Below are 18,735 nucleotides of genomic sequence, written 5' to 3'. Positions count from 1 at the left end.
ACACGTTCCTTTCCGCCCCTGCGGAACAGGCTCTTCCGCCCGCGAACGCAGGGCACCTGACATCATGGAGAACACGTCGAGACAGTGCGGTCAGCACGCGGGAAGGGGAGGACCATGTCGCGCCAGCGCCAGGACCAGCTCCTCGCGGCGCTGCTGCGTCAGGAGGGCTGGGCGACGGCCGCGAGCCTCGCCGACCTCATGGGGGTGACGCCGCGCAGCATCCGCTCCTATGTTGCGGCGCTGAACGCCCGCGCTCCCGGGGCTGCGGTGATCGAGTCGGGCCCTGCCGGCTATCGCGCCGGATCCGGTGCCCGTGGCGCGCTGCGGATGCGTCAGAGCGGAGAGTCCGCACCGCGCGACCGCCTGCACACGCTGGTGCGCCTCCTGCTCGACGAGCACGGAGGGATCGACGTGTTCGACACCGCCGAGGATCTGCACGTCAGCGAGGCGACGCTCGAGGCCGACCTGGTGCGCGTGCGCGGTCTGCTCGACGGGACGGATCTGGTGCTCGAGCGAGAGCGCGAGACCGTGCGGCTGCGAGGCAACGAGACGGCGCAGCGTCGTCTTCTGAGCAGACTCGCCCATGACGAGATGGATGACGCCTCCTTCCATCCGGAGACATTCCGCCGCGCGCTCTCCGGTTCCGCGGTCGCTGCGAGCGCGGTCGGACCCTTCAAGTCGTCACTGGTGCGCGAGCTCGGCGAGCTCGGCTACTACGTGAACGAGCTCGCGATCTCCGACGTGCTGCTGCACATCGCCATCGCGGCGGAGCGGGTCGCGGCGGGGCACACCCTGGAGTCGACCCCGGCGGGTACTCGTGAGGAGATCCCGCGCGTCGGAACCGTCATCGCCCGCCTCGCTTTCGAGCACTTCTCCGTGGCCCTCGGCGAGGGCGACAGCGGCCATCTCGCCTCCCTGGTCCTCACCCGCATCGTCGCGCCGGGAGAGGATGCGACGCGCGAGGTCGCGCGCAGCGGTGTGGATCCGGCCGTCGAGGCGGCCGTGCGCGCGGAGATCGCACGAGCTGCGGAAGACTTCCAGGTCGACCTCGTCGATGAGACGTTCGTCCTCCGCCTCGCGGTCCATGTGCAGAACCTGCTGCGGCGAGCCGAGGAGAGCGCCCTCACCCGCAACCCGCTCACCCGGTCGCTCAAGACCACCTACCCGATGATCTTCGAGGTGGCCGTCTCGATCGCGAGCGGCCTGCACGACCGCGTCGGCACGCCCATCCACGACGATGAGATCGCGTACATCGCGATGCACGTGGGCGGGCGCCTCGAACGCAGTCGGAAGGCGGAGTCGATCCTCACCGCCACGATCGTCTGCCCGGGGTATCACGAGCTGCACGAGCTGCTCCGCTCCAGCGTCGACCGCTCGCTGGGCTCGGCGATCGAGGTCACGACCGTCGTGACGAACGTCGACCCCGACTGGTCGTCTTTCGACACCGACCTCGTGCTCAGCACGATCGAACCTGGGTCCTCCGGCGACCGTTTCGTGCGCATCCAGCCGTTCCTGACCGACGCCGACGTCGACCGTATCCAGCAGGCGGCGGCTCGGGTGCGTCGGGGACGACGTCTCACGCGCCTTCGGGGTGAGCTCGCCCGCTACTTCCTGGCCGACGCCTACGTGTTCCCGCTGCCGGACGAGGGGGAGGAGGCGATCATCCGACGCCTCGGCGGGCTCCTCGTCCAGGCGGGGCTGATCGGCGAGGACTACGTCGAGAACACCATCGTGCGCGAGCGGATGTCCTCGACCGCCTTCACGGATGCGCTCGCGGTCCCGCACGCGCTCCAGATGACCGCGAGCCGCACCGCCATCGCCATCGGCGTCGCCGACGGCTCTGCGGCGTGGGGCGGAGGACGCGTGCAGGTCGTCGCGCTCGCGGCCTTCAGCGAGAGCGATCGTGCGGCGTTCCAGACCGTGTTCGAGCAGCTGGTCGAAGTGTTCAGTGAGCGCGAGAGCGTGCAGCGGATCGTCCGGAAGGGGGCGACCTTCGAGGCGTTCCTCGACGAGCTCGTCTCCGTGATCGACGGCTGACCGCGGTCACCGTCATCCGCGGGGAGCGAGTACCTCCGCGAGCTGATCGAGAACGGCCTCAGCCGTCGCGGAGGGCGCCGTCTCGAGCACGACCGAATCCCCCGAGGCGATCCCGAGGTCCATGACCGCCAGCACACTGGTCAGGTCGACGATCGTGCCGTCGCCCGTGCGGAGGGTCACCGGAGCGGTGTGGGACTGCGCGAGTCGTACCAGCTCGGCCACCGGTCGGGCGTGCGCACCGTTGTGCGCGCTGACGACGAGGTGTCGGACGGGCATGCTCAGGAACGCTCGTCGAGCAGGGCGCGGACTCCGGCTTCGAGCTCTGCGACCGCCTCACGCGCACTCTCCGCCGACTCCGCGCGGGCGTCGATGTAGACCTTGAGCTTCGGTTCGGTGCCGCTGGGGCGCACGATCACCCGTGATCCGTCGACGAGACGGTACCGCAGCACGTCGCCGGACGGCTGGCCCGGCGCTGCCTGCAGAAGATCCTCGGCGGAGGCGATCGAACGTCCGGCGATGTGCGTCGGAGGAAGCGTGCGCAGCGCGAGCATCACGTTGCCGATGACCGCGAGGTCCTCGACGCGCACCGACACCTGGCCGCTCGCGAAATGCCCGTAGGTCTCTCCGAGCTCATCGAGCAGATCGACGAGCGTGGCTCCCCGGTCGCGTGCCTCCGCGGCGAGGCCGAGGATGGCGACCGCGGCCGACACACCGTCCTTGTCGCGCACGGTCTCCGGGTTCACGAGATAGCCCAGTGCCTCCTCGAAGCCGAAGACGATGCCGGGGGCGCGCGAGATCCACTTGAACCCGGTGAGGGTCTCGTGGAAGTCGAGTCCGTGGTGCGCCGCGACGGCACCGAGACCGGGGGAGGAGACGAGGGAGCACGCGAGCGATGCACCCGGGGTTCCTGCCGCCGCGCGGGCAGCCCGTGCGCCGAGCAGGAGACCGACCTCGTTGCCGGTGAGCCGTCGCCATCCGTCCGCTGTCGAGGCATCGGGCACGGCAACGGCCAGGCGGTCCGCATCGGGGTCGTTCGCCAGGATGAAGTCGGCCTTGACCCGGCGGGCCCTCGCGAAGGCGAGATCCATCGCTCCCGGTTCCTCGGGGTTCGGGAACGAGACGGTGCGGAACGTGGCATCGGGGGTGAGCTGTTCGTCGACGACGAAGGGCTGGGGGTAGCCTGCGTCCTTCACGATGCGCGACAGCGTCTCCCAGCCGACCCCGTGCATCGCGGTATACACCCACCGCATGCCCGTGGTGCCCGCCGGGGCCGGGGCTACGGCGACGGTCGCGGCGATGTAGGCCTCGACGACCTCTTCACCGGCGGTCTCGTAGTCCGTGGAGCGCGGGAGCGTCGCGACGGATCCCGCGTCGGCCATGCGCTGGATGTGCGCGGCGATCTCGGCGTCTGCGGGGGCGACGATCTGCGACCCGTGGTCGGCGCCGCCGAGGTAGACCTTGTAGCCGTTGTCGTTCGGCGGGTTGTGGCTCGCGGTCACCATCACGCCGGCATCGGCTCCGAAGTGGCGCACGGCGAAAGCGAGCACGGGCGTCGGGAGGAGCCGGGGGAGCAGGATCGCGCGCAGACCTGCCCCGGCGAACAGCTCGGCGGAGTCCGTCGCGAACACGCGGGAGTTGCGGCGTCCGTCGTAGCCGACGACGACTGTCGGCGTGCGTCCGTCGGACTTCTCGCGCAGGTAGGCGGCGAAGCCCGCGGCGGCCTGCGCGACGAGCACCCGGTTCATCCGGTTGCTGCCGGCACCGAGCTCGCCGCGGAGACCGGCGGTCCCGAACGCGAGCCGCGTGCGGAAACGGTCCTCCAGGTCGGCGATCGCCCCTTCGTCGCCGGCGGCGGCACGGGTGATCACACCGGCCAGCTCGTCGCGCGTCTCGTGATCCGGGTCCTGTCGCAGCCAGGCTCTGGCCTGCGCGAGCAGCTCCTCGTTCACAGGGCCTCGACCACCCTCGCCAGGAGCGCGGAGATCACGGGTTCGGCCTCACGTCCGGCTTCGATCACCTCGCCATGGCTGAGCGGGGTCTGCTGGATGCCCGCGGCGAGGTTGGTGATGAGGGAGAAGCCGAGGATCTCCATGCCGGCCTCACGGGCGGCGATCGCCTCGAGCGCGGTCGACATGCCGACGATGTGACCGCCGATATGCTTGGCCATCTGCACCTCCGCCGGGGTCTCGTAGTGCGGGCCGCGGAACTGCGTGTAGACGCCCTCGTCGAGCGTCGGATCGACGGTGCGGGCGACGTCGCGCAGGCGCTTCGAATAGAGGTCCGTGAGGTCGACGAACGTGGCGCCCTCGAGCGGGGAGTCTGCGGTGAGGTTGATGTGGTCGCTGATGAGCACGGGCTGACCGGGCGTCCACGTCTCGCGGATGCCGCCGGCGCCGTTGGTCAGCACCATGATCTTGGCGCCGGTGGCGGCGGCGGTGCGCACGCTGTGCACCACGCGACGCACGCCGTGAGCCTCGTAGTAGTGGGTGCGTGCACCGATGACGAGCACGTTCTTGCCGTCGGGGGTGCGGATGCTGCGCAGGGTGCCGACGTGGCCTTCGAGCGCGGGCTTGGAGAAGCCGGTGACCTCGGTCGCGGGGATCGTCGCGACGGTCTCGCCGATGATGTCGGCGGCCTTGCCCCAGCCGCTGCCGAGGGTGAGGGCGATGTCGTGCTTCTCGACACCGGTCAGACGTGCGATGTCGGCTGCGGCCTGCGCGGCGACCTCGAACGGGTTCGCGGTCGGGTCGTCGAGGGGGTTGCTGTGCGTTTCGGGCATGGATCCACTCTAGGAAGGTGCAGGCTCGGGTGCCAGGATTGCGCGAGAATGGATTCCATGTCTTCCACCACTTTCGAGCGCACTCAGCGCGTCGCCGTCCTCGGCGGCGGTCCCGGCGGCTACGAGGCGGCCCTCGCGGCTGCCCAGTTGGGGGCCGAGGTCACCCTGGTCGAGCGCGTGGGAGTCGGCGGATCCGCCGTCCTCACGGACGTCGTGCCCTCGAAGAGCCTGATCGCCACCGCCGATGCCGCCGTCGCCATCTCCGAGGCGAGCGACCTCGGTGTGAACTTCTACGCGAAGGGCGATCACTCCAGGCCGCTCAAGCCGGAGATCGCGATCAACCTCGCCGCGGTGAACAAGCGCCTGCTCGCACTGGCGGGTCAGCAGTCCGAGGACATGCGCGCCACGCTCCTCGAAGCCGGGGTGCGCATCCTGTCCGGACACGGCCGCCTCGAGGGGCCCACCGCGATCATCGTGTCGACGGGCCAGGGCGGCACCGACTTCGACCGGGTCGAGGCCGACACGATCGTCGTGGCCGTCGGCGCCTCGCCGCGCGAGCTCGACTCGGCCAAGCCCGACGGCAAGCGCATCCTGACCTGGACCCAGCTGTACGACATGAAGGCCCTTCCCGAGCACCTCATCGTGGTCGGATCCGGTGTCACGGGTGCGGAGTTCGCCTCCGCCTACATGAACCTGGGGGCGAAGGTCACGCTCGTCTCGAGTCGCGATCAGGTGCTCCCCGGCGAGGACAAGGATGCCGCAGCCGTTCTCGAGAAGGTGTTCAAGCGCGGGGGGATGCAGGTGCTCTCCAAGTCCCGCGCCGACCGGGTCGAGGTCACCGACGAGGGCGTCACGGTCACGCTGTCCGACGGGCGCACCGTCGACGGCAGTCACTGCCTCATGGCGGTCGGGTCGATCCCGAACACCGCGGGCATCGGTCTGGAGGAGGCCGGCGTCGAGCTCGACGAGTCGGGGCACGTCCGTGTGAACCGCGTCGCGCGCACCTCGGTCCCCAACGTCTACGCCGTCGGCGACTGCACGAACTTCTTCCCGCTGGCCTCCGTCGCCTCGATGCAGGGCCGCACGGCCGTGTTCCACGCCCTGGGCGACATCGTGATCCCGCTCGAGCAGATCAAGATCACCTCGAACATCTTCACCGCGCCCGAGATCGCCACGGTCGGCTACGGCGAGAAGGACGTCGAGGACGGCGTGGCCGACGGCCTGGTCTACAAGCTCCCGCTCGCGGCGAACCCGCGCGCGAAGATGATGGGCATCAAGGACGGCTTCGTCAAGCTCATCGCGCGCAAGGGATCGGGCACGGTGATCGGCGGCGTGATCGTCGCTCCCAAGGCCTCGGAGCTGATCTACCCGATCGCGGTCGCCGTCGAGCGCCGTCTCACGGTCGACCAGGTCTCCCGGGTCTTCGCGGCGTACCCCTCGCTGTCCAGCAGCATCACCGATGCGAGCAGGGCGATGCACCTCGTGAACATCTCCTGATCCACGGAGACATGCGAAAGGCGCCCCACCTCGGTGGGGCGCCTTTCGCGTCGATGCGGTGCGTCAGCTGATCGTGAGCAGCTGGTGTCCTGCGGAGACCGTGGCGCCGGCGTCCGCGTTGATGTTGCCGACCACGCCGTCCTTGTGCGCCTGCAGCGGCTGCTCCATCTTCATGGCCTCGAGCACGACGACCAGGTCGCCCTTGACGACCTGCTGTCCGTCGGCGACGGCGATCTTGACGACGGTGGCCTGCATGGGCGACTTGACCGCGTCACCGGATGCTCCGGCGTTGGCGGTGGTGGCGTGGCTGCGACGCGACGGCGGGACGGCGGCAGGGCGCCCGGCGGTGCCGGCCGCGACCGCGACGCGATCGGGCAGGCTCACCTCGAGACGCTTGCCGGAGACCTCGACGACGACCGTGTGACGCGATTCCGCAGGCGTCGGCGCCTCGAGCTCGCCGTCCCACGCGGGGATGTCGTTGACGAACTCCGTCTCGATCCAGCGCGTGAAGACGCCGAACTCGCCGTTCTCCGCGGTGAACGCGGGATCGCGCACGACCTTGCGGTGGAACGGGATGACGGTGGGGAGCCCCGCGACCTCGAACTCGTCGAGCGCGCGGCGCGAGCGCTCCAGCGCTTCCGCCCTGTCTTTGCCCGTCACGATGATCTTCGCCAGAAGCGAGTCGAACGCACCCGAGACCGCGTCGCCGGCGGTGACGCCCGAGTCGAGCCGGATGCCGGGACCGCCGAACGTCTTGAACACGTGGATCGGGCCGGGCTGGGGCAGGAATCCGCGACCGGGGTCTTCGCCGTTGATGCGGAACTCGATCGAGTGCCCCTGCGGCTTCGGGTCGTCGTAGTCGATGGTGCCGCCGGCCGCGATGCGGAACTGCTCGCGCACCAGGTCGATGCCGGTGACCTCTTCGGAGACCGGGTGCTCGACCTGCAGGCGGGTGTTCACCTCGAGGAACGACACCGTGCCGTCGGCGCCGATGAGGAACTCGCACGTGCCGGCGCCGACGTAGCCGACCTCCTTGAGGATGGCCTTCGACGCCGAGTAGAGGAGGTCGTTCTGCTCCTGCGTGAGGAAGGGGGCGGGGGCCTCCTCGACGAGCTTCTGGTGGCGGCGCTGCAGTGAGCAGTCGCGCGTCGAGATGACGACGACATTGCCCTCGGCGTCGGCCAGGCACTGCGTCTCGACGTGACGCGGCTTGTCGAGGTACTTCTCGACGAAGCACTCGCCGCGTCCGAAAGCGGCGACGGCCTCGCGGGTGGCGGATTCGAACAGCTCGGCGACCTCGTCGAGCTCACGCGCCACCTTGAGGCCGCGTCCGCCGCCCCCGTAGGCCGCCTTGATGGCGATCGGCAGACCGAACTCCTTCGCGAAGGCGATGACCTCGTCGGCGCCTTCCACGGGACCGGGAGTGCCGGGGGCGAGAGGTGCGCCGACCTTCTCTGCCACGTGACGCGCGGTCACCTTGTCTCCGAGCGCCTCGATGGCCTCGGGCGACGGGCCGATCCAGGTCATCCCCGCACCGATGATGGCGCGAGCGAACTCGGCGTTCTCGGCGAGGAACCCGTATCCCGGGTGCACCGCGTCGGCACCGGCGCGGCGGGCGATCGAGAGGATCTTCTCGATCTGGAGGTAGGTCTCGGCACTGGTCGAGCCGCCGAGGGCGTAGGCCTCGTCGGCGAGGCGGACGTGCAGAGCGTCGCGATCCTGGTCGGCGTAGACGGCGACCGAGGCGATTCCGGAGTCCCGGGCGGCGCGGATGATGCGGACGGCGATCTCGCCGCGGTTGGCGATGAGCACCTTGGCGATAGCAGGCATGCTTGCCAGCCTAGCGAGAACGATCCCGATCCCTTTGACGACTCCCCACAAGAAAGTCGAGAAAACGTGGAGGGGAGTCTACGACCAGAGGTCCGTCCAGCGGACACCGAGCTCGGCCGCCAGGCGGCGGACGGTCGACAGCGACATGCCGACGACCGTCGAGGGGTCGCCGTCCACCCGCGTGATGAAGGCGCCACCCAGGCTGTCGACGGTGAAGGCCCCTGCCACGTGCAGCGGCTCTTCGGAGGCGACGTACGCGGCGATCTCCGCGTCGCTCACGTCGTGCGCGAACGTCACGGCGGCTTCGGCGACGGCGGTGGCTTCGGTGGGCTCTGAGCCGGGAGCGACCCGGAACACGGAGTGCCCGGAGTGCAGGATGCCCGTCGCTCCGCGCATCTCCTGCCAGCGCCTGGTCGCCTCCTCCGGGGTGTAGGGCTTGCCGTACACCCGCCCGCCGAGGGCGAACATCGAGTCCCCGCCGATCACCAGGCCGTCGAAGGTGCCCTCGTCGGCGAGACCGTGCGCGACGGCCGCGGCCTTCGCGCGGGCGAGCAGCAGCACCAGTTCCGCTGGCGGCAGGGGTGCGCCTCGTTCCGCCTCTGCGGCGGCGGCGACGGCGTCCTCATCCACATCCGGCGACACCGTGAGCGGTTCGATGCCGGCCTGGCGGAGCAGCATGAGTCGGGCGGGGGAGGTGGAGGCGAGGCAGACGCGCATGTCCACCACCGTATCCTCGAAGAATGACTTCCTCCCCAGCCGACGTGCTCGAACTCGACATCACCGGCATCGCACACGGGGGCACCTTCGTCGCCCGCCACGAGGGACGCGTGGTCTTCGTCTCCGATGCGATCCCCGGTGAGCGCGTGCGTGCCCGCGTGATCGCCCCGCAGGAGGGCGCTGATGCGTCGACCCGCAGCTTCTGGAGGGCGGAGACCGTCGAGGTGCTCGAGGCCTCGGAGAACCGCCGCCCGCACGTGTGGGCCGAGGCCGACGTCTCCCGTGATCCGGCGGACCGCCCGGGCGGCGCCGACCTGGGCCACATCGATCTGGACCACCAACGCGAGCTCAAGCGGCGTGTTCTGACCGAATCGCTGGACCGATTCGCGGGCAGCGGCCTCGAGGCCCCCGAGATCGAGTCCGTGGAGTCGGGCGACGGCCTCGGATGGCGCACACGCGTCACCCTGCACGTCGACGACTCGGGAGTGGCCGGGCCATTCGCCGCTCGCAGCCACCGCGTCGTCCCCGTGACCTCGCACCCGCTCGCACGGCCGGCGATCGCCGAAGCGGCACTCGCACTGCAGGGCGAGGCCCCTGGCCGCATCGAACTCGTCGAGCCCGCCGACGGCACGGTGCGCATCATCCGTCGCGAGGAGACCGAGCGCGCACCGCGGGTGCAGAGGGGCTTCCGCAAGCGGCCCACTCCCGAGGTCATCCACGAGATGGTCAACGACCGGCGCTTCCAGGTCGACTCCACGGGGTTCTGGCAGGTGCACCCGCGCGCGGCCTCAGTGCTCGATGCCGCCGTCTACGGGATCCTCGACGGGCACGTCGACGAGCAGAAGTCGCACTACGACCTGTACGGAGGGGTCGGTCTGTTCGCCGCGACACTCGCCGATCTCGGCGGCACCGACATCGTGACGGTCGAGTCCAGCGCCCGCGCCACCCAGCACGCGGCCGCGAACCTCGCTCCCCTCGAGGTGAATGCGGTGACGGCGCGCGTCGATCGTTTCCTGGCCACGCAGAAGCGCGGGCGCACAGGAGCCGTGGTCCTCGATCCCCCGCGCGCCGGTGCCGGTCGTCAGGTGGTCGAGGCGATTCACGCGCTCGCGCCGGATGCCATCGCGTATGTCGCGTGCGATCCGGTGGCCCTCGCCCGCGATCTCGGCACCTTCCGGACTCTCGGATGGAACGTGGACCGCCTTCGTGGCTTCGATCTGTTCCCGCACTCGCATCACTTCGAGGTCGTCGCGCTGCTCACCCGGTGAGCGATCCTCGGCTCGTCGGGGGACTCAGTAGGCTGAGGGGATGAGCACGGTCGCACTCATCGACGATCACGAGTCCGTTCGCCTCGGTCTCGAGGCCGCGTGCGCGCGTGACTCGCAGACCGTCGTCTTCTCCGGGAGCACCGTCGTGTCGTACCTCGAATGGCGCCGCGCCACCGCGGCGGCGCCTGCCGAGGTCGTCGTGCTCGACCTCACTCTCGGCGACGGGACGACCGTGACCGAGAACGTGACCTCCCTCGTGAACGATGGTGCGAGCGTCGTGATCCACAGCGTCGCCGATCGGCCGGCAGCCGTGCGCGAGGCGCTCGCTGCCGGTGCCGCCGGAGTGGTGAGCAAGTCCTCTGCCCTCGACGACGTCCTCGATGCGATCCGTACCGTGGCGCAGGGCGAGGCCCTCAACAACGTCGAGTGGGCGAGCGCCGTCGACGGAGACCGCGCCTTCGCCGATGCGCAGCTCGCCACACGGGAGCGCGAGGTGCTCCGCCTGTATGCGACCGGCCTGCCGTTGAAGGCCGTCGCCGAGAAGCTGGGCGTCGCCTACTCCACCGCCAAGGAGAACATCACCCGCATCCGCGTGAAGTACGTCGAGGTCGGGCGCCCCGCGCCGACGAAGGTCGATCTCCTGCGCCGAGCGATGGAGGACGGGATCGTCACGGCTGACGAGGCACCCGGTGGCCGCTGAGCCGCTGAGCATCCGCGACGCCTGGAGCAAGATCCCCTCTCCCGGCAGCACGGAGACGGCGTACGAGCGCTTCACCGGCAAGCGCATGGAACGGATCCTCGCGATCGTCGTCGCGATCGGTTCGGCCGTGCTCGGAGCGCAGGCCCTGATCTCCGCGATGGGTCCCCTGTCCGCAGCGGATCCTGCGCACCTGGTGACGCTGATCGTGGTGTTCGTGCCGCTCGCCGCGATGCTGCTGGCCTGTGTGGTGGGTCGGGGCGTTCGCACCTTCTCCGGAATCTTCGCCGTGGTCTACGTCCTCGCGCTCGCCGCCTGGCCGACCGTCGTCGACCCCTCGGACAAGGGCGCGGGAGACCAGCCCTGGATCTTCTTCCTGGTCAACGTCGGTGTCGTCGCGGCCATGCTCGCGTTCCCGCTGTGGCTCCAGTTCGCGTGGGCTGCCGGGATGCCGTTCGTCTACGGCTACGTGCGCCTCGTCCAGGGGGAGTTCTCCCGTGAGTTCTGGGTAACGACCGCGTTCGATGTGTCGTTCACCCTCATCCTCGGTGTCGTCATCGTCTCGCTCGGCTGGATGTTCCGCTCCGTCGCCGCCGGCGTGGACGAGGCCAGGGGGCAGGCGGTGGCTTCGTACTCGACGGCTGCCGCAGCGGCCGCAGCGGAAGAGGAGCGGGCGGCGATGTCCGCCTTGATGCATGACAGCGTCCTCGCCGCGCTGATCGCCGCCGAGAGGGCCGAGGGTGAGCGTGCGGAGGAACTGGCCGTCGCCATGGCGCGGGAGGCTCTCACCCGCCTTGCGAACACCGAGGCCGCCGTCGCACAGGAGGGCAGCGATGAGCCCGTCGGCACGGCGCAGATCGTCGTCGAGCTGCGTCGGGCCCTGTCCGAGCTCGGTGCCGACGCGATCGTCGAGGAGCGCGGAGGAATCGGCCTCATCCCCGGGCGGGCGGCTCGTGCGCTGGTGCTCGCCGCGCGGCAGGCCATCGGCAACGCCGTGTCGCATGCCAACGGACGCGGGCTCCACATCATCGTCGAGGGGCATGCAGACGAAGGGGTCGTCGTGACGGTCTCGGACACCGGGTCGGGTTTCGACGTCGACTCGATCGGTGCCGACCGCCTCGGGATCCGCGCGTCGATCTTCGCGCGCATGGCGGGCGTCGCCGGCACGGCCGACATCGTCTCCGACGAGCACGGCACCACCGTCACGCTGGGATGGGTGCGCTCGTGAACCGCACCGTGCGCAGCGTCGCCACCTCTCTCGCCGTCGGTTTCGCACTGTACTTCGTCGCCCGAGGGATCTGGTGGATCGAGCAGCCGACGGCTCCGCTGCTGATGGTCCTCGCGATCGCCGTGTACCTGGTGGTCGTGAACATCGCGATCCTCGGCGACGGCGCCTCGGTGAAGATGCCGATGTGGTCGGCGATCCTCGCGTTGCTGGCGAGTGCGGTGATCCCCGTGCTCGTCACCTTCTCGCTCGAACCGGCGGATCGCACCGCCCCTTTCGCGACCTGGTACATCGGTGCTCTCGGCCTGCTCGGTATCGTGTGCGTCGTTCGCCGGCGGTCCCTGATCGGCTGGCTCGTGCTCGTGGTGCTCGTGGTGGCGGCGTCCGCGTCGCTGGGCTTCGTCGTGGCGCTCAACCTCGGGCTGGTCGGCTCCATCATGTGGGTGGCCGTTGCGCGACTGCTCGTGATGTTCTGGGACCGGGCGGTGCGCGACACCGAGCGTCTCGCAGAGATCCAGCAGGCGGTGTCCGCATGGCACGCCACGCAGCGGGTCCGGCAGCGTGAGCGGCGTCTTCGCACGCAGTTCGCCCTGGCCGTCGCCGGCCCGGTCCTCAGCAGGGTCGTGGCGGCGAGGGGCGCGCTGAACGATCAGGAGCGTCTGGATGCACGTCTCGCCGAGGGGCGGCTGCGCGACGAGTTGCGCGGAGCCGACCTCCTCAACGACGCGGTGCGCAACGCGATCGAGGCGGCGCGACGGCGCGGCGTGGTCGTCACCGTGTTCGATGAGGGCGGCTTCGACGGTATCGACGAGGCGCGTCGCAAAGCGATCCGAGACGAACTGGCGGTGGTGCTCAGCCGGGCGCAGACGTCTCGACTCATCATCCGCTCGTCACCGGACCCTCGTATCGCGGTGACCGTGGTCGGCCGCGCCGGTTCGCGATCGTCCGGCGACGATGATGCGGTCGACCTCTGGCACGAGATCCCGCGCTGAATGCCGGTCGTCTGACGCGGTTCGCGAACGTCCTCGGCCCCGGCCGGGGGAGGCGACCGGAGTCGAGGATGATGAGAGTGGGAGAGGGGCGGCGAATCCGCCTGCCCCTCTCCGTGCGGACAGTTACCCGAAAACCGTCCGCTGGTGGCCGATCAGCGTCTGTCTACCCTGGGACAGAGAGACCAGCCGAACGCGAAGCGTCTCCCTCAGTCTGATGGCTTGCGCAAACATTGTCTGTAGGTATTTTGGGGGACAAGAATCCGCCTCGATGGTGGATCATTGGACGATGGCAACGCGTCGTGGCACCAATCTCCCGCGTATGGGTGACTTCAACCAGTCCGTGATTCTCGAGGCCATCCGCCAGTCCGGCGAGGGGCTGAGCAGGATCGAGCTCGCGACGGCGACCCGGCTCTCGGCGCAGACCGTCACGAACATCACCCGGAGGCTCCTCGATGACGGGTTCATCAGGGAGGCCGGGCGCACGATCAACGGGCCCGGCAAGCCGCGCGTCACCCTGAGGCTCGTCGCAGACAGCCGCTTCGCGGTGGGAGTGCACCTTGACCCCGCCCTCATGACATTCGTGCTGCTCGACCTGTCGGGTGCCATCGTTCGACGCCTGAGCGTGCGCACGCCCGCCGAGGATCCGCACCGGATCGTCGAGGCCATGGCGACGACGATCGACGCCCTGATCGTGGGATCGGGTGTGGATCGCTCGCGGATCGCGGGGGTGGGGGTCGCGGCCCCCGGCCCGCTCGACGTGGAGAAGGGCACGGTCATCGATCCCCCGAAGCTCGTCGGCTGGCACCGTGTTCCGCTGCGCGAGGTGTTGGCGGACGCCACCGGGCTGCCCGTGGTGCTGGAGAAGGACACGACGTCTGCCGCGGTGGGGGAGCTGTGGACTCGACGCGAGTCGGCCGACGACTCGTTCGTCTTCGTCTACCTCGGCACCGGGATCGGCGCGGCCCTGGCCAGAGACGGGGAGGCGGTGCCTGGCAGCACGCACAACATCGGCGAGATCGGGCACATCATCGTCGACCCGGACGGGCCCTCCTGCTCGTGCGGGTCCCGCGGGTGCGTCGAGGTCGTCTGCACCCCGCAGGCGATCGTCGAACAGGCGGAGCGTTCGGGTGTCTTCGGCGACGACCGCCAGGCGAGCGACGTCGCCGCCGTCCATGAGAGATTCAGTCGGCTGTGCGAGCGAGCGGCCGAGGGCGATGAAGCGGCTGTCGGGGTGCTGAGACAGGCGGCTGCGCACATCACCGTGCTGACGGCGGCGCTGACCAACATGCTCGACGTGGATCGGGTCGTGTTCGGCGGGCCTTTCTGGGCTCGGCTCGCCGACGTTTACCTGCGGGAGATCCCCGCCAGGCTCGATCGTGCCAGTGCGACGCGCGCGGTGCGCACGCTTCCTGTCGATGGCACGGTGGTGGGGGACGACGTCGGTGCGGTGGGTGCCGGGTGCGTGGTCCTCGACTCGGTCCTCAGTCCCCGTGCCTCGGATCTGCTGCTCGACAGCTGATCCGAGACGCCGTCCCGGTCTCTGCCGTCGACGGATCAGGGCTTGCGGGTATATGTCTAATCGATGTAATATTTAGGGTTCCCTCATCGTCGGATCACGGAACTGCGCCCTCTCTCCGCATGCTCGGCACCGTGGCATGCAGGGGGGAAGCGGTCCCGGTCCGAGTCGGGGTGAACACGCCCCATCCTGCACAGGGCAGGGCGAGGCGGCGACGGGGAACGTCGCCGAGCAGGGCGCTGGGGGTCCTGCGACGATCGTCTGCGTGATTCGTGAGGCGGAGGGTTCACGGATCACGCAGACGTAGTCGGATTCCTTCGAGACGCCTGCGTCCCGCAGCTGCGCGCGGCGGTCAGCCGGAGAAGCGCCCCCAGGGGATGTCGCGACGAAGCGGGCGTCGCAGCGGTCGCTGCGTCCGCGTCCATGCCGATACGGACGGCTCGTCGGCGACGGCGGCAGCCGCCTCCGTCGCGTAGGCCTCGCTGATCACCGCGATGAGCGCGGCGAGCTCTTCCTCGGTGGCCGCCCCGCGGGTAATGTCGAGCATCGGCGCCTCCGGGGTCTCCGGGGCCGGTGTGCCGTCCTGAGCGTTCTGCGCGGTCACAGCGGGATGTTCCCGTGCTTCTTCGGAGGCAGCTCCGCACGCTTGCCGCGCAGAGCGCGCAGCGCCTTGGCGATCGAGACGCGGGTGTTCGCCGGCTCGATGATGCCGTCGAGTTCTCCGCGCTCTGCCGCCAGGAAGGGCGACGCCACGTTGTAGGTGTACTCGTTCGCGAGCCGGGTGCGCACGGCGGCGACGTCCTCACCGGCCTCCTCGGCCTTCTTGATCTCGCCGCGGTACAGGATGTTGACGGCGCCCTGGCCGCCCATGACCGCGATCTCCGCTGTCGGCCACGCGAGGTTCACATCCGCGCCCAGCTGCTTCGAGCCCATCACGATGTATGCGCCGCCGTAGGCCTTGCGCAGGATCACGGTGACGAGGGGCACGGTGGCCTCTGCGTAGGCGTAGAGCAGCTTCGCGCCACGGCGGATGACTCCGGTCCATTCCTGGTCGGTGCCGGGCAGATAGCCGGGCACATCCACGAGCGTGACGATCGGGATCGAGAAGGCGTCGCAGAAGCGCACGAACCGGCTCGCCTTCTCTCCGGCCTCGATGTTCAGGGTGCCGGCCATCTGCGAGGGCTGATTGGCGACGATGCCCACCGACCGGCCCTCGATGCGTCCGAATCCGATCACGATGTTGGGCGCGAACAGCGGCTGGACCTCGAGGAAGTCGCCCTCATCGACGACATGCTCGATGACGGTGTGGATGTCGTACGGCTGATTCGTCGAATCGGGGACGATCGTGTTGAGCGTGCGATCGGCGTCGGTGGTCTCGAACTCGAAGGCGCTCTCGTACGACGGCAGCTCCGCCATGTTGTTGTCCGGGAGGAAGCTCAGCAGCGTGCGCGCGTAGTCGATCGCGTCGTCCTCATCCTCGGCGAGGTAGTGCGCGACGCCCGAGCGGGTGTTGTGCGTGTACGCACCGCCGAGCTCTTCCATGCCCACGTCCTCGCCCGTGACGGTCTTGATCACGTCGGGGCCGGTGACGAACATCTGGCTGGTCTTGTCGACCATGATCACGAAGTCGGTGAGGGCGGGGGAGTACACCGCTCCGCCCGCAGCCGGGCCCATGATGATGGAGATCTGCGGGATGACGCCGGATGCACGGGTGTTCAGGCGGAAGATCTCGCCGTACTTGCCGAGGGCGACGACGCCCTCCTGGATGCGCGCGCCACCGGAGTCGAGGATTCCGATGCAGGGCATCCCTCCGGCGAGGGCGAACTCCATGATCTTGATGATCTTCTCGCCGGCGACCTCGCCGAGCGAACCGCCGAAGGTCGAGAAGTCCTGCGAGTACACCGCGACCGTGCGGCCGTTGATCGTGCCCACGCCGGTGACGACCGAGTCGCCGTACGGTCGCGAACGATCCATGCCGAAGGCCGTGGTGCGGTGGCGCACATACTCGTCGAACTCGACGAAGCTCCCGGGGTCGACGAGCAGCTCGATGCGCTCGCGGGCGGTCATCTTGCCCTTCGCGTGCTGCTTCTCCTTCGCCTTCGCTTCCGCGTCGACGACGGCTTCTGTATAGCGAGCGCGCAGATCCGCGATCTTGCCGGCGGTGGTAAAGAGGTCGGGCTTGTCCGTCACGGATTCCACCCTATCGTCGGCTCGCCTCCGGCTGTTGGATGCTCGCCACAACGGGTCGGCCGATCCTTTGGCGAGGTGCGCTCAACCCTCGGGCTCACCGGACTCGAGTTCCGGGTCGGTCTTGGGGCGGCGGCCGATCGAGCGGGCCTTGCGTCCCGCCCACTCCACCCCGCGGACGGTCGTACCGGCCGCTCCCGCGACCGCGTTGCCGGCGTAGCGGGCACCACGCAGCATCCGCAACTCCAGCTTCTCGGCGCCGGGTACGGGTTCCAGTTCGAGGGGAAGGTCGATCGGGGCGGCACCGAAGGCCTTGTGGGACGTCGTCAGCACGCGGCGGCCGAGGATGTTGTTCCCCGCGCCTCCGATCGCGGCACCGATCCCGAACGGGAGGGCCTTGCCGATGACCGACGCGCCGCCCTTGGCAGCGAACTGCTTCACGAACATGCTCTTGAGCTGGTCGACGAGAGGTCCGACGGCGGCGCGGGGGAGTGACTTCGTGACGAGCTCGCCCCAGTACGACGATCTGCTCCCGCCGCGCCCTGCCACCTGCCCGGCGAGCTGTCCGACCAGGTCGACGCCCTCCTTGCCGAGCATCAGCGTCATCACCAGCGCTCTGGCGCGATCCGGGTTCGCGACCGCGATCCCATGCACCTCGGCGACCGACTGCGCGAACAGAGCTGTGGACTCCACGAAGCCGACCGTCTCCACGCCGGAGAGTGCGAGCGTGACACCCGTGCCGATGCCCGGGACGACAGCGGTCGCGCCGACCGCGGCTCCACCGGTGGTCACGGCCGCCAGGTAGCGACGCTCGAGGATGCGGATGATCTCGGCCGGCGAGGCCTGCGGATTGCGCAGGCGGATGCTCCGGATGTGCGCCAGCACGAGCGGGCGCTGGATCGACAGCACGCGGTCGAGGCCGCGCACCATCATCGGATGCTCCGCCGATCCGGTGGGAGGCACCCCCTTGTCCCACGGGGCGTCGTCCGGGAGCGAATGGATCTTGTGCACCTTGGGAGCCATGCTGCGATCCTATGGAGCCAGTCCGCGAAAACGCCGAAAGCCCGGTCCCTCGGAGGGACCGGGCTTTCGTGACCGGCGATCAGACGAAGAGGTTCGCCCGCTCCAGGTCTTCGGCGAAATCGATCTCGACCGCGTACAGGTCGGAGACATCCATCGGCTCGAGCAGCAGGCCGTCTTCGGCGATCGCGAGCTCGAGACCGCGCTCGAAGTAGTCCTGGTCCTCGACGCGCTGCAGCTGACGCATGAACGCCTTCTTGTGTGCGGACGAGATGTAGTTGATGCCGACGGCCTCGCCGAGACCGCCCTTGACGGTCTTGGACAGCTCGTTGATGAAGCCCTCGGCCGTGACCGTGTACTTCACCTCTTCATCGCTGACCTTGGAGGTGTTCACCGTCACGAAGGACTGGTCGCGCTCGATGTACTCGAGCGCGCGGCCGAGGATCATCGGGTCGAAGACGACGTCTCCGTTCATCCACAGCACTCCGCTGCGACCGGTCGCACCGAGGGCCCTCAGCAGGCTCTTCGAGGTGTTGGTCTCGTCGTAGCGTTCGTTGTGGACGTAGTTCACCTGGGGGAACTCATCGATGATGGTCTCTGCGCGGTAGCCGACCACGGTGGTGATGCGGGCGTCGGAACCGAAAGCGGCGCGGATGTTGTCGTGCTGCTGGCCCATGATCGTGCGGCCGTCGCTCAGTTCGGTGAGCGGCTTCGGCAGCGCGCGGCCGAGGCGCGAGCCCATTCCGGCGGCGAGGATGACGGTCTGAAGAGTCACGAGTGCTCCTAAAGGAAGTTGTGTTCACGGTCGATTAACCGACCAGACACTTCGTCGTGCCGTTGTCATGGTATCGATTCCGCCTGGGAACCGCGGGGTGAGGAGGCCCCCGTTGTCATTTCGTGATCGACTACACACCGGATGCACAGGGTTCCGATCGCCTCGAGATCTCGGCGGATCTGCGCGATCCGAGGG

The 18,735-nt window shown here is 69.2% G+C and carries 16 protein-coding genes; 7 read left to right on the top strand and 9 right to left on the bottom strand.

The genetic code is table 11. The features are described from left to right. The first annotated feature begins 114 nt into the window (after positions 1-114). A complete protein-coding gene (locus KY497_RS15110) occupies positions 115-2,037 on the top strand; it encodes a PRD domain-containing protein (protein WP_219869424.1) in 1,923 nt (640 codons plus the stop codon). A gap of 12 nt (positions 2,038-2,049) precedes the next feature. Here the strand turns inward: KY497_RS15110 and KY497_RS15105 are convergent, their stop codons facing one another. The 3 genes from KY497_RS15105 to KY497_RS15095 are packed head-to-tail and all read right to left on the bottom strand — an operon-like array spanning position 2,050 to position 4,816. Then, on the bottom strand, positions 2,050-2,313 hold the full coding sequence (locus KY497_RS15105) for an HPr family phosphocarrier protein (protein ID WP_017828486.1): 264 nt from the start codon (positions 2,311-2,313) through the stop codon (positions 2,050-2,052). Between the two features lie 2 nt (positions 2,314-2,315). Continuing rightward, positions 2,316-3,986 carry a phospho-sugar mutase gene (locus KY497_RS15100; RefSeq protein ID WP_141386266.1) on the bottom strand — a complete coding sequence of 557 codons (1,671 nt, stop codon included), beginning with the start codon at positions 3,984-3,986 and terminating at the stop codon, positions 2,316-2,318. Next, complete coding sequence (locus KY497_RS15095; RefSeq protein ID WP_017828488.1) at positions 3,983-4,816, bottom strand: purine-nucleoside phosphorylase; 834 nt, start codon at positions 4,814-4,816, stop codon at positions 3,983-3,985. The genes KY497_RS15100 and KY497_RS15095 overlap by 4 nt, the downstream gene beginning before the upstream one ends. Positions 4,817-4,864: 48 nt before the next feature. On the opposite strand from KY497_RS15095, the gene KY497_RS15090 reads away from it, so the two are divergent. Then, positions 4,865-6,313, top strand: coding sequence for an NAD(P)H-quinone dehydrogenase (locus tag KY497_RS15090; protein WP_218681966.1), 1,449 nt, complete (start codon positions 4,865-4,867; stop codon positions 6,311-6,313). A 63-nt stretch (positions 6,314-6,376) separates the two neighbouring features. On the opposite strand, the gene KY497_RS15085 is transcribed toward KY497_RS15090, so the two are convergent. Then, positions 6,377-8,143, bottom strand: a complete 1,767-nt coding sequence (locus KY497_RS15085) for a biotin carboxylase N-terminal domain-containing protein (protein WP_055870912.1) — start codon at positions 8,141-8,143, stop codon at positions 6,377-6,379. A gap of 78 nt (positions 8,144-8,221) precedes the next feature. Beyond that, on the bottom strand, positions 8,222-8,860 hold the full coding sequence (locus KY497_RS15080) for a nucleoside triphosphate pyrophosphatase (RefSeq protein WP_055871245.1): 639 nt from the start codon (positions 8,858-8,860) through the stop codon (positions 8,222-8,224). 23 nt (positions 8,861-8,883) lie between these two features. Between KY497_RS15080 and KY497_RS15075 the strand changes: the two genes are divergently transcribed. The 5 genes from KY497_RS15075 to KY497_RS15055 all read left to right on the top strand — a co-directional run bounded on the left by KY497_RS15075 (position 8,884) and on the right by KY497_RS15055 (position 14,561). Then, entirely contained in the window at positions 8,884-10,128 is a 1,245-nt protein-coding gene (locus KY497_RS15075; protein WP_219869423.1) for a class I SAM-dependent RNA methyltransferase, read from the top strand. Positions 10,129-10,168: 40 nt separating this feature from the next. After that, the gene (locus tag KY497_RS15070) at positions 10,169-10,828 is read left to right on the top strand and encodes a response regulator (protein ID WP_055870922.1); all 660 of its coding nucleotides are present in this window, start codon (positions 10,169-10,171) and stop codon (positions 10,826-10,828) included. Beyond that, complete coding sequence (locus KY497_RS15065) at positions 10,818-12,053, top strand: ATP-binding protein (RefSeq protein ID WP_219869422.1); 1,236 nt, start codon at positions 10,818-10,820, stop codon at positions 12,051-12,053. Before KY497_RS15070 ends, KY497_RS15065 begins: the two co-directional genes overlap by 11 nt. Continuing rightward, positions 12,050-13,042 (top strand): hypothetical protein, encoded by a 993-nt coding sequence (locus KY497_RS15060; protein ID WP_229778878.1) that lies wholly within the window; start codon positions 12,050-12,052, stop codon positions 13,040-13,042. Before KY497_RS15065 ends, KY497_RS15060 begins: the two co-directional genes overlap by 4 nt. Before the next feature lie 319 nt (positions 13,043-13,361). After that, positions 13,362-14,561: an ROK family transcriptional regulator gene (locus tag KY497_RS15055; RefSeq protein ID WP_219870362.1), complete on the top strand. Its 1,200-nt coding sequence runs from the start codon at positions 13,362-13,364 to the stop codon at positions 14,559-14,561. 349 nt (positions 14,562-14,910) lie between these two features. Here the strand turns inward: KY497_RS15055 and KY497_RS15050 are convergent, their stop codons facing one another. From KY497_RS15050 to KY497_RS15035, 4 genes are all read right to left on the bottom strand, one after another. After that, positions 14,911-15,162, bottom strand: coding sequence for an acyl-CoA carboxylase epsilon subunit (locus tag KY497_RS15050; RefSeq protein WP_229778879.1), 252 nt, complete (start codon positions 15,160-15,162; stop codon positions 14,911-14,913). Continuing rightward, positions 15,159-16,748: an acyl-CoA carboxylase subunit beta gene (locus KY497_RS15045; protein WP_371861287.1), complete on the bottom strand. Its 1,590-nt coding sequence runs from the start codon at positions 16,746-16,748 to the stop codon at positions 15,159-15,161. Before KY497_RS15045 ends, KY497_RS15050 begins: the two co-directional genes overlap by 4 nt. A gap of 81 nt (positions 16,749-16,829) precedes the next feature. Next, positions 16,830-17,768, bottom strand: coding sequence for a hypothetical protein (locus KY497_RS15040; RefSeq protein ID WP_055877737.1), 939 nt, complete (start codon positions 17,766-17,768; stop codon positions 16,830-16,832). A 79-nt stretch (positions 17,769-17,847) separates the two neighbouring features. Then, positions 17,848-18,540, bottom strand: a complete 693-nt coding sequence (locus tag KY497_RS15035) for an NTP transferase domain-containing protein (RefSeq protein ID WP_218682563.1) — start codon at positions 18,538-18,540, stop codon at positions 17,848-17,850. Positions 18,541-18,735: the final 195 nt, after the last annotated feature.

The organism is Microbacterium sp. PAMC22086 (genome assembly GCF_019443525.1).
Lineage (GTDB): Bacteria > Actinomycetota > Actinomycetes > Actinomycetales > Microbacteriaceae > Microbacterium > Microbacterium maritypicum.
This window is presented reverse-complemented; position numbering and strand designations above follow the sequence as displayed.